Consider the following 11,986-nt stretch of genomic DNA (forward strand, 5'->3'; position numbering starts at 1 on the left):
TGATGCTTTTGGTGGATTAATCAATAAATCATGTATAAGTGCTTATTTTTTGAACTCTCACTGTCTGATATTGTTTTCCAACAACAAATATTTCGCTACACTTCTAGCAAATGAAGTCAAAAGAAAAACTATGGAACTAATTTACTTTGCTACCGCGTTCGTTTGTGGCTTTGCTGTTTACCAGCTAAAGCTGCCTCCTCTTATCGGCTTTTTATTAGCGGGTTTTGCACTTAACCTATATGGATATAAGACAACCGAGCTGCTTAATACGTTGGCAAGCTTGGGCGTTACTTTGTTATTGTTTAGCATTGGTCTTAAGCTCAAAGTATCAAACTTAATGAAACCACAAGTTTGGGCGCCTGCTTCAATGCATATTGTTCTGAGCAGTACGCTCTTTAGTGGTTTTATGTTACTGCTAGGTGCACTTGCACTGCCTTTATTTAACGAACTTAGTTGGCAAAGTGCATTGTTAGTCGGCTTTGCCTTTAGCTTCTCGAGCACCGTATTTGCCGTAAAAGTACTTGAAGAGCGCGGTGAAATGGCAAGCCTCCATGGTAAAATCGCCATCGGTATCTTAGTTATGCAAGATATCTTTGCCGTTATCTTCTTAGCTATCAGTACAGGGAAAGCCCCGAACATTTGGGCTTTGGCATTATTAGTGGGTTTACCTATTTTACGCCCTGTGATGTTTTGGGTATTAAATCGCTCAAAACATGGTGAGTTATTACCTCTGTTTGGCTTTTTCTTTGCCCTCGTTATGGGTTATCAAGCGTTCGAATTTGCAGGTCTTAAAGGTGATTTAGGTGCGTTGATTATCGGTATGATGTTCGCGTCGCACAAAAAAGCCGGTGAATTATCAAAGTCACTGCTTAATTTAAAAGACGTGTTACTGGTTGGCTTTTTCTTAAATATTGGTTTGAATGCAGAGCTGACTAGCCATGCTGTAATTGTTGCACTCATTATTATTTTGGTTTTGCCTGTAAAAGTTGCACTTTATTATGTTCTGACAAACGCTTTCAAATTACGTGCTCGTACTTCACTATTAAGCGCGTTTAGCTTAGCTAACTACAGTGAATTTGGTTTGATTGTCTGCGCCGTTGCAGCCACCAGCAATCTAATCACGTCTGAATGGCTAGCCGTGATGGCTATCGCTGTGTCAATCACCTTTATACTCGCATCACCTTTAAATAAACGCTCGAATGAAGTGTATGTAAAAATTGAACATTGGTTGCTTAAATTTGAAAGTAACAGCCGTCTTGCAGAAGAGCTGCCAGTTAATCTAAATGACACTAAAATCGTGATCTTTGGTATGGGTCGAATTGGTACAGGTGCCTATGAAACAATCAGCCAAACTCACCCTAACCTTGTCGCTGGTATCGATATTAAGCCGGATGTTGTTGATAAGCATATTAAACGTGGCCGCAGAGTGTTACTTGCTGATGCCACTGACCCTGACTTTTGGCAGCGGGTAAACCACTCACATGTAGGTATGGTGATGCTTGCAATGCCAAAACACATGCAAAATATTTTTGCCTTAGAGCAACTGCGTGCTTCTGGTTATGAAGGTCAAGTTACAGCGATTGCAAACTATCCAGATCAGCAAAAAGAACTAGAGGATATGGGTGTCGATTCTACTTATAACTTCTATTTAGAAGCTGGTAGCGGCTTCGCAGAGCATGTAAAACAAAAACTTTTCTCTTAATGTAAAAAATAATTCTCGGTACCTTTTCATGGTACTGAGAATTATTTTCACTGTATTCAGTTAGTTGGCTAACTAGTTTTCACGACATATCAAATCAGTCCCTCTATTGGGTCAAGCTTATTTACAAAGCTTTACATCCAGATTAGCAATCAGGCTAAAAAAAAGAGTAGAATTAATTTCAAGATGCTTAGCTAAGTATCTATTTTTAACACAAAAAAGTTTAACAGTGTTGTGTATTACCGCTGTTTTTAATTCAGCACTGTTAGATGGATTGAGGTTGTTTAAATGAAAAATAAGTTTACCAACGAATTTTTAGCAAACACGGATGATGCACGTGCTGGGAAACTTTCAGATATTCAGCAGCAACTTGATGAGTTACAAAACAATGGCATGACTGCAATGGATATTAGAACAGTGCTATTCAACAAGATGCTCGATGTATATCAAGTACCAAGCGATCATTTTCTTCGTGATGGTGAAACACCAGAACGAATCGACGACCCAGCTATTGTCGTTAAGCTAAATAAACTTGGCTTTACGAAAAAGCGTCGTCACCAACTACACTAATACGCCGTAATTAGTGGTTGTTATTCTGAGGGCCTACATCCCTCACTAAATAGGCTGTTTCTTGCCCGTCACAGCCTATTTTCTCTCTCCTTTTTACCGTATCATCTAGCTTTAAAATTTCTTTGAGATAAAGATGGATTCAGCTCAACTCAAACGCGCCATAAATACTAAGATGCCATTTGGAAAGTATGCTGGTCGCCCTTTATTGTTGCTGCCAGAGCCTTATTTAGTCTGGTTTAAACAGCAAGGATTTCCTGATTCCCAGTTAGGCGCACAGCTGGCAATGATGTATGAAGTGAAGCTCAATGGCCTTGAAAAAATGCTAATGCCATTATTAGATGAAAAATAATTAAACTTTTTTCGAACTTTTATTTTTAAGTGCGGTCTATTACTTTGCTACTTGTTTATTTTTGGTTTTAATCTTTAAAAAGCGCCCTAGGCGCTTTTTTTATGCCTGCAATTTAAAGCGAGTTACTTTTAAACAAATGAATAGTAAATTTAGCTCCACCTAATGGTGAGTCACACACCTCAGACTGCCCTTGATGCCAACTAACAATTTTAGCAACAATCGCCAGACCTAACCCAAAACCACCGGTTTTCTTATCACGACTTTTATCTAAACGAGTGAATGGCTTAAAAATACTTTGCCACTCAGATTTAGCGATCCCTGGGCCGTCGTCTTCAACACTTATTTGTATCGAATCCCCTAAATCTTCAAGACTTACATGAATTTTATGATTGGCGTATTTTTGTGCATTGCCTAATAGGTTTTGAATACAACGCGCCATAAAATGCTCGTCACACTCGTAGTAAAGCTGCTTAGGTGCACTCACTGCAACCTCTATATCAGTAGCAAACTCAAGTTTATTCACCACACTATTGATAAGCGCTGTTAGGTCACAGGAACGGGGCTTTAAGCTTGGTTGATGTGAATCTAGTCGTGCATATTCAAGCATTTCTGACACCAGTGCTTCAAGCTCTGCAATATCAGCCTGCATGTTATCAATGTATGTATACGACTTTTCATTCTCGATTTGCTCTTCGAGCATGGCAACAGCAAACTTTAAACGCGCAAGGGGTGTTCTAAACTCATGAGAAACGGAAGAAGTTAGCTCTTGCTGCGCAGCCAGTAGATACTGAATACGTTCTTGCATCGCGTTTAGGGTATCAGTAATCGGCAGAAAAAATGATTTAGAGGCATCCTGAAGCTCAAAGTCTTGCGATCCTCCTACAGCTTCACAGGCAAGCGTCAATTTATTAAAGTCACGCCATAGCAATAGGCTCCAGAGTCCAATTGGTAGGCCAATCACAGTTAATAATAAAAAGTATGGCCAAACGGAGCTAAAGTTTGGATTTTCAACTGAAAGTGGGCCTACATGTAAAAGCTGAGTGTCATTAAGAGCTATGTACCAAACCACTTTTTGTTCTTGATTGAACAAATACAGGTAATGGTCATTGTTGAGCTGTGTTTTTAGGTCTTCAGGAAGTGCTAGATCGGTAAGATTAATTATCTCGCTTTCGAATTCTTGTTGGAGTGTCGCTAAGCCATTTTCAGTTTGGCTTAAGAACCACAGAGATTTACCAAATTCTTGGTCTAGGGCTATTTGCTGTTGCGTTTCTTCGTAGGGCCATAACTGCTCTATGACCCCACTAACTAGAAACAGAGAAACTATTATATAAAGATATAAGCTAGCAAATAGTTTCCCCATTAAAAATTACATATCCCATGCGTCAGATACAAAAAGGTAACCCTGTCCCCAAACTGTTTTAATTCGGTATGGTTTATCACTGTTATCACCTAATTTCTTACGGATACGCGATACACGTACGTCAACGGTTCGGTCTAAACCATCATATTGACGACCAATCATGTGTTGATGAACATGCTCACGACTTAACACTTCACCAGCATTTGACGCAAGCAACCAAAGCAGCTCAAATTCATGAGAAGTCAGTGTAATTTCACTGCCTTTAAGTGTAACAATGCGGCTAGTTTTATCAATGGTTAAATCGCCAAAGCTAAGCTCTTCTGGCGCTTTGTTTGTAGCTTGACCGCGACGTAACAATGCATTGATACGTGCTAACAATACACGAGGTTCTGCAGGCTTAATTACATAATCATCTGCGCCAAGTTCAAGGCCAATCACTTGGTCAAAGTCCTCACCTTTAGCTGTCAGCATTAAGATAGGTAAGCTAAATTTATCACGTACCTGACGGCAAACGCTAAAGCCATCTTTACCCGGTAACATGACATCTAAAATCATTAAATCAACTGGGTTGTTTTCAAGGTATTCAAATACTTCGTCGCCGCGTTCAAGGACCGCAACATCCAACCCATTATGTTGAAGGTAATCACGTGTTAACTGCTGTAAGCCGAGATCATCTTCAACAAGTAAAATCTTTGCCATTGGTTGCTCCTGAATTAAAAAAAGCTCCACGGTGAGCGTAATCTACGCCTCGTTGTTTTTGCTTCGGTGCTTTGCACTTCGACTTTTGCGGTCGCAATTTTGCTCCCCGTGTGCGGATTGACTAAGGAGTATATTGTTTCAACCTGAACCCGCGCTTTATGACTGTAAAGCCCTTTTTTGCTGTCGTTCCAGCATTGAATTTGTTGGTTATTTTGAAACAAACACAAATCTTGAGGCAGCTGTGTTTGCCAGCTGATTTTTAACTCAAGATCACAAAATTCGTGCTGTTGTAATACAACACACACTTTTGGCGTGATATCAAACTGAGTCGCTTGCGCATGGCTTGGAGTAGCCCAAATAACAGCAGCAAACACACACAGACTAAAAACAAAATACTTCATATTAAAAAATATGATTGAATCCTATAAATGCAGTCATCGAGTACGTGTGTTCAAAAAGCGGACTGTCATCCACGGCTGAGTAGTCATAATATGCTAAATGAAAACGAAGAGAGTTAGCCTCACTCAAGGGCCAACGGGCGTCGATTTTAGCATAAGGTTGCCAACTACTGCCAACATCTATTTCCCCATATGAGGACTCTTTAGCCGATAAACCATAAAAATAATCATTTAGTCTGGCTGATTTGTACCAAACCCCTAAGCTAGGTGCGACAGATAGGTTTCCTATTCGGTGATGTGATTGCCATTGTAAAGCACTACGAAGGCCTTTATAAACGCCCGAAACATCGGCTAGTGCCTGTAAAGAAATCACATGATTATTATGAATATAGTGATAGCTTAAGCCAGCATCTAATGCCCATCGTCTTTTTTTAATATCGTTCGTAGATACTGACTTTTCTGCCAGTTCATTACTAGTGGTCGATTCAACAATAAAGCTATTCGATGTTTGCAGTGCGAAAACATTGCTAGGGTGAAAATCAATAAAGAAGCGAGTCTCAGGGTTGAACTCGGTTACGAAATTAACAACATGAGTATCGCTTTCTTGGAATGAATAACCTAAACGGCCATTATCAAAGAACCATTTTTCACCATAAAAAGCGATTTCAGGCAGCACAATTAATGGTAAGTTATCACCACCATGAAGAGGGTTCGTGATCACCCCAGCTCCCGTATTAATACTTAGGTGCCACTGCTGGGTATCGATCTGTTGATTTGCCACACGGCTTTCACGTTCAGTGCGCGTTGAGTCATCGGCGCTTGCTTGACTTACTAGCATGCCTATCAATACATAAACCGCTGCGCACATCCTGATCGTTTGAGATTTCATTGTTATTTTACGACCAAAGGGGTTTTGCAATAAGAGCATAATATCAAGATGTGAACAAACTGTCGTTGCAAGGTTACAACTATTCACAAATTTGATACATATATCGGTTAAGTTTGTTACTCTTCGACGATTTCGATACGATTTCGGCCATGCTCTTTGGCTAAATAGAGTGCTTTATCGGCTTTTGCTATGAGTTGTTCTGGATTACTATTTTTAGCTTTTATAGCAATACCAAAGCTAGCAGTGACTTGGCTTAACACCTTATTAGATTTAGGCTCTTTAATCTGTAATTTAGCGACAGCATGACGCAGCTGCTGAGTAAAATTAGTCATGTCACTGATACTTGCAAACTGTGCGGTGAAACAAAACTCTTCACCACCATAACGATAGGCCTGACCAACACTAGATACATGTTTAAGTAGTTTTGCTGAAACTGCACGCAAAACTTGGTCTCCTTTTTGATGACCAAAAGTGTCGTTAAATTGTTTAAAGTGATCGATATCAACCATAGTAAGAACAGTGACTTCAGCTAAGTCATTGGTTTGACAAAACCGCGTGATATCTTCATCAAACTTACCGCGGTTATAAAGCCCTGTAAGCGGGTCTTTTTCGGCTTTACTTCTAGACCTGACAAGCTCTTGTTTTAATTCTGTAATTTCAGAGTATGCCAGCGCAAGCTGATTTTGAAAATCTTGTGCACGACTTTGCAAAGCTGCCGACTCGTCACTTAAGCGCTCGACACAATCAAGTACATCATCAAAGCCCCTTTCCTGACTTATATCTGCACTAGTTAGTGTGTCACGGCATTCTTGCAAAGCTTGGTTGAATTCAGCTGAGTAACTAAGTGCCTCATTGATATCTTGATGCACTTTACCAACAACATCATTAAAGCCGCCAGATAGCTGATAAAATAGTGCCAAGTCGTCCCGAGATAAATACTTGTTGAAAAGGTGCTTTGCCTGCTCATGGCTACAGGTATTGTGCTTTTTAATAATACTATCAAGCTCTTCGTTTAAGTCTTGGTTCTTTTCGCTAACATAACAATACCAAAGCGCATAATTAAGCGGAGTAATTGGCATTTTGTACTTAACCATTAGAGGAATTGCGAGCTTCAGACAGTGGCTCGAGTAGCTTAAAGAGTGTTCGGCTTGCGCTGAAAGTATCATGAGTCTAGGCCATGAAAGTTTTATTATTTTAAAATACGGTATCAACCCCATTAAAAAAATCAATGAAAAAGGATTTTACAAACGTAAAACCAGCAAAAACCACGAATATTTTTTACAAAAACCAATACTAAATAATTAATTTAAATTAAGCCATTTGTATCAACATAATATATTTAACAATAAAGTGTTATTGACTAGATCTTAAGCTAGATTGCTTGCTGAGTAAGCGATTGAGCAATACTCCAAATTGCGTTGAGTGCCGGATCATGGCGCTCTTTATTTAAAACAGCTAGACCAATTTCAAATCCTGCAATAGTCTGCTCTGCATCACTCACTATTTGTACTTTATCTTTGAGCGGGCTGTTATCCAGTACAATTTTTGGCACCATGGCAATACCCAAGCCTAAGCTCACCATAGAAACCATAGCTTCATGGCCTGCAACCTGCGCATATATACGGCCATGAATATTCTTTTTACGCCACCACTGTTCAAGACGTTGCCTTGATAACCCCTGCTCAGCAACAATAAATTCTAAATCTGACCAATCAATTTGTTCACTGGCAGTTAGCTTTTCGCTGATCGGGCACACTATTTTTGGTGCTATCAATACTAATGGTGAGTAACCAACGCTGGTAAAGGCTATTTGCCCTGGTAACTTTAAGGGTTTTGCAGCAATTGCCATATCTTCATGGCCATCTAAAACACGATTTATTGCAAGAGCAGGATCACCGGTATTGAGGGTAATTTCAATATATGGATGCTGCATTCGCAGTTGCTCAAGTATTTGGTGTAAAAAACTATAAGAGGCTGTTACTGAGCAATAAATACTGACATTGCCATAAACATGCTGTTGCGGCTCTTGTACGTTAGCCTTAAAACGGTGCCAGTTAGCCAGCGTCGCATTGGCGTACTCAATAAATGACTCACCCTCGCGAGTTAATTTGACGGTGCGATTATCCCGATTAAACAGCACTACCCCAACTTCTTCTTCAAGTTGCTTGATGTTGCGGCTCAATGTTGGCGCACTGATATGACAAAGCTCACTGGCCCTAGCAAAGTGCAGCGTCTTAGCTAACGCCAAAAAGTAATTAAGATGTTTGTGATCCATATCGCCACCATTTCATTTTATGAAATACTTTAATTCAAATATATCATTTTACGCAAGGTAAAAAATTGCATAGTGTTAATACATACAAAGAACACCACGTCGGTTCTTTGATTTTCTAACAAAATTGTATTTATAGGACACTAACAATGGCGAATTATTTTAATACTCTTCCTTTAAGAGAGCAGTTAGCGCAATTAGCGCAGTGTGAATTTATGGACCCAGCAGAGTTTGCTGATGGTGTAGACGCTTTAAAAGGGAAAAAACTCGTTATTGTCGGTTGTGGCGCACAAGGCCTTAACCAAGGTTTAAATTTACGTGATTCAGGTTTAGATGTTTCTTATACTCTTCGTGAGTCAGCTATTGCTGAGCGTCGTCAATCTTTCTTAAACGCATCTGAAAATGGTTTTACTGTAGGCACTTATGAAGAGCTTATCCCAACAGCAGATGTAGTATTAAACCTAACGCCTGATAAACAACATACGGCTGTTGTAACTGCCATCATGCCGTTAATGAAACAAGGTGCAACACTTGCTTATTCACACGGCTTCAACATTGTTGAAGAAGGCATGCAAATCCGTGAAGACTTAACAGTAATCATGGTTGCACCTAAGTGCCCTGGTTCAGAAGTACGTGAAGAATACAAACGTGGCTTTGGTGTACCAACATTAATTGCGGTTCACCCAGAAAACGACCCTCAAGGCCATGGTTTAGCGCAAGCTAAAGCGTATGCAGCAGGTACCGGCGGTCATCGTGCGGGTGTATTAAAATCATCATTCATTGCAGAAGTTAAATCTGACTTAATGGGTGAGCAAACGATTCTATGTGGCATGTTACAAACAGGCTCACTACTTTGCTTCGATAAAATGGTCGAAAAAGGCATTGATGCAAGTTACGCATCAAAACTAATCCAATACGGTTGGGAAGTGATCACTGAAGCACTTAAGTATGGTGGCGTAACTAACATGCTTGACCGCTTATCAAACCCAGCAAAAGTGAAAGCATTTGAATTAAGTGAAGAACTTAAAACAATTATGCGTCCACTTTATAACAAGCATATGGACGATATCATCAGCGGCGAATTCTCTCGCGGTATGATGGCTGACTGGGCTGAAGATGACGCAAAATTACTAGCATGGCGCGCAGAAACTGCCGAAACTGCATTCGAAAAGCAACAAAATACCGACCAAGAGATCAGCGAGCAAGCATTCTTCGATCAAGGTATTTTAATGGTTGCCATGGTTAAAGCAGGTGTTGAGCTTGCTTTCGAAACCATGACTGCCGCAGGTATCATCGCTGAATCTGCTTACTATGAATCACTACACGAAACGCCGCTTATCGCAAACACCATTGCTCGTAAGAAGCTTTTCGAAATGAACCGAACTATTTCAGATACTGCAGAGTATGGCTGTTACTTATACAACCACGCGTGTTTACCGCTGCTACAAGACTTTATGAAAGGCATCGATACAGATGTGATTGGTAAAGGTCTTGATAGTGCAAGCAACCAAGTTGATAACCAAACCTTGATTGCCGTGAATAAAGCACTACGCGAGCACCCGGTTGAAATCATTGGTAGCAAGCTACGTGGTTACATGTCAGCAATGAAGAAAATTGTTTAACCCTGGAAAGTAAGTTTCGCTTGTTAGAAACCAAGCCCAATTGCTTATATGCTTTGGGCTTTTTTTTTGTCCCTACATTGATTCGTCATCTGTAAAGTGTATGCTAAAATTACTGACTTAAATGTTGTAAACTAAGACACTTTCATGGCGTTAAATCAACTCACCATTACTAAAAAAATTACACTGCTTGGCAGTTCTATAGCTCTCATTGTTGCTGCGTTAATCGGCGCAACAGCGATATACAGTGCAAAACAAATCATCGAAAAACGAATGATAGAATCTGAGCTACCTAGCAAACTTCAAGCAATTGATAACTATATTACTCACGATATAAATCAAATGATCAGTGCAGCTGAGCAACTCTCTAGTAACGAGTTTGTATTAGAGTGGGCGCGTTCAGGCAATACTGATGATAAAACACTGCTAAAAGAACTTAACCGCCTTGTTAAGCAATACGATTTAGCAACCGCCTCGTGGGCTAATCGTGAAACGGCACAATATTGGAACCAAGACGGTTTCTTGCGCGTTTTAACACAAGAACAAGATGGTTGGTTTTTTGCGTTTACAAACACCGCACAGCCTTTTTCTATCAGTATCTATCAAGAATCACCGACTGATGTGAAAATGTTTGTAAACCACCAGCAAACCAACGGCATTGGTTTAGCAGGCCTTGCTAAAAGCATTGACGATATGCAGGCTATGCTGCAGCGCTTCCAAATCGAAGAAACCGGTTTTGTATTTGTTGCCGATAAAAACGGCCTCATACAGTTACATAAAGACGAAAATAAGGTCGCTAAAGCTAAATTGGATGACGTTTATAAAACGGGTATCACGCGAACTTTGCTAACGCAAAGCGACTTCAATTTACAAGAGATTGATCTTAATGGTGAAGCAACCTTAGTGGCTGCAAGTCCAATTAAAAACACCGATTTATTTGTTATTGCCCAAGTACCTAAGCACGAGGTGTTTTCGAGTATTCAGGTTTTACAATGGCAAATCATCAGCTTTGCAATAGTGATTGCGCTGATCGCAAGTTTTGCTGGTTTAGTGCTTGCACGCACGCTTTCATCGCCGCTGTCGAAAATGGCTGAGTTATTCACCCGTTTAGGCTCTGGTGATGCTAACTTAGCATATAGACTTCCTGACTCTGAGCAGCCAGAACTTGCTAACTTATCTGCTGGCTTTAACCAATTTATCTCTAAGATTGAAACTGCAATTAGCCAAGTAGCTCAAGAGAGTAGTGAAATCAGACAAAGCGCTGATCATGTGTTTCAGCAAGCACAAAAGAACTCAGTAGCACTTGATAATCAAAAAGAGCAAACAATCTCTGTTGCTGCGGCAATTAATGAAATGGGTGCGACAGTGCAAGAAATTGCCTCAAGCGCAGCGAACACGGCTAAGCTCACTGAGAATAGTAAGCAGAACACTGAACAAAGCCATACTCAGGTAACGCAAAGTAAAGAAGCGATAATAGAGCTGGCATGTGATATCGATAATATCACCGAGCAAGTAAACGAGCTGGCAAATAAAACGCAAGCTATCGCCAGTATTGTTGACTCTATCAGGGGTATTTCTGAGCAAACCAACTTGTTAGCACTCAACGCAGCGATTGAGTCTGCTCGTGCGGGTGAGCACGGCCGAGGCTTTGCTGTTGTAGCTGATGAAGTAAGAGCGCTTGCAAATCGCACTTCACAATCAACAACTGAAATTCAAACTATGATCAGTGAACTTACCAGTACCTCTGATTTAGTAGTGAATCACATCAATCACTCGAAATCACAAGCTCAATTAAGCGTTGATGCAATGCAGAGCTCTGTTGAATTACTTAATGCCATTAACGATGCTGCCAATGAAATAAACGATATGGCAACCTTAATAGCAACTGCGACCGAAGAGCAAAGTAATGTTGTGGCAGATGTGGGTCGTAACATTGAGCAAATAAGTGACATTAGTGATAACGTCATGCGTGAACAAATTGACAGTGAACAAGCAATCAAAGACTTAGCGAACAGTGCGCAAACCCTTGATGACCTTGTTGCGACATTTGATAAACGCTGACACGTTTTGTAACAGTTAACCCTGACCCTTTTTCATTCACGGCCTATACTTAAATGGTATTAGGCCATGA

11 protein-coding genes are annotated in these 11,986 nt (G+C 40.3%); 5 read left to right on the top strand and 6 right to left on the bottom strand.

Annotation, left to right across the window (positions count from 1 at the left end; genetic code table 11):
- The first annotated feature begins 130 nt into the window (after window positions 1-130).
- From AN213_RS01585 to AN213_RS01595, 3 genes are all read left to right on the top strand, one after another.
- Window positions 131-1,702 (top strand): cation:proton antiporter family protein, encoded by a 1,572-nt coding sequence (locus tag AN213_RS01585; protein WP_055197009.1) that lies wholly within the window; start codon window positions 131-133, stop codon window positions 1,700-1,702.
- A 285-nt stretch (window positions 1,703-1,987) separates the two neighbouring features.
- The gene (locus AN213_RS01590; protein WP_054561872.1) at window positions 1,988-2,269 is read left to right on the top strand and encodes a hypothetical protein; all 282 of its coding nucleotides are present in this window, start codon (window positions 1,988-1,990) and stop codon (window positions 2,267-2,269) included.
- Between the two features lie 133 nt (window positions 2,270-2,402).
- Window positions 2,403-2,618 carry a DUF3820 family protein gene (locus tag AN213_RS01595; RefSeq protein WP_054561873.1) on the top strand — a complete coding sequence of 72 codons (216 nt, stop codon included), beginning with the start codon at window positions 2,403-2,405 and terminating at the stop codon, window positions 2,616-2,618.
- 112 nt (window positions 2,619-2,730) lie between these two features.
- On the opposite strand, the gene AN213_RS01600 is transcribed toward AN213_RS01595, so the two are convergent.
- The 6 genes from AN213_RS01600 to ilvY all read right to left on the bottom strand — a co-directional run bounded on the left by AN213_RS01600 (window position 2,731) and on the right by ilvY (window position 8,239).
- On the bottom strand, window positions 2,731-3,978 hold the full coding sequence (locus tag AN213_RS01600) for an ATP-binding protein (RefSeq protein WP_055197011.1): 1,248 nt from the start codon (window positions 3,976-3,978) through the stop codon (window positions 2,731-2,733).
- A gap of 6 nt (window positions 3,979-3,984) precedes the next feature.
- Window positions 3,985-4,677, bottom strand: coding sequence for a response regulator (locus AN213_RS01605; protein ID WP_054562019.1), 693 nt, complete (start codon window positions 4,675-4,677; stop codon window positions 3,985-3,987).
- A gap of 14 nt (window positions 4,678-4,691) precedes the next feature.
- On the bottom strand, window positions 4,692-5,078 hold the full coding sequence (locus AN213_RS01610) for a DUF3019 domain-containing protein (protein ID WP_055197014.1): 387 nt from the start codon (window positions 5,076-5,078) through the stop codon (window positions 4,692-4,694).
- Between the two features lies 1 nt (window position 5,079).
- Complete coding sequence (locus tag AN213_RS01615) at window positions 5,080-5,913, bottom strand: MipA/OmpV family protein (RefSeq protein ID WP_055197444.1); 834 nt, start codon at window positions 5,911-5,913, stop codon at window positions 5,080-5,082.
- A gap of 167 nt (window positions 5,914-6,080) precedes the next feature.
- Window positions 6,081-7,130 (bottom strand): GGDEF domain-containing protein, encoded by a 1,050-nt coding sequence (locus AN213_RS01620; RefSeq protein ID WP_055197016.1) that lies wholly within the window; start codon window positions 7,128-7,130, stop codon window positions 6,081-6,083.
- A gap of 206 nt (window positions 7,131-7,336) precedes the next feature.
- The gene (ilvY, locus tag AN213_RS01625) at window positions 7,337-8,239 is read right to left on the bottom strand and encodes an HTH-type transcriptional activator IlvY (RefSeq protein WP_055197018.1); all 903 of its coding nucleotides are present in this window, start codon (window positions 8,237-8,239) and stop codon (window positions 7,337-7,339) included.
- 146 nt (window positions 8,240-8,385) lie between these two features.
- On the opposite strand from ilvY, the gene ilvC reads away from it, so the two are divergent.
- Both ilvC and AN213_RS01635 read left to right on the top strand, forming a co-directional pair.
- On the top strand, window positions 8,386-9,858 hold the full coding sequence (ilvC, locus tag AN213_RS01630) for a ketol-acid reductoisomerase (protein ID WP_055020946.1): 1,473 nt from the start codon (window positions 8,386-8,388) through the stop codon (window positions 9,856-9,858).
- Between the two features lie 144 nt (window positions 9,859-10,002).
- Window positions 10,003-11,916, top strand: coding sequence for a methyl-accepting chemotaxis protein (locus AN213_RS01635; RefSeq protein WP_054561879.1), 1,914 nt, complete (start codon window positions 10,003-10,005; stop codon window positions 11,914-11,916).
- Window positions 11,917-11,986 lie beyond the last annotated feature (70 nt).

Origin of the sequence: Pseudoalteromonas sp. P1-8 (genome assembly GCF_001399985.1) — a bacterium.
GTDB lineage: Bacteria > Pseudomonadota > Gammaproteobacteria > Enterobacterales > Alteromonadaceae > Pseudoalteromonas.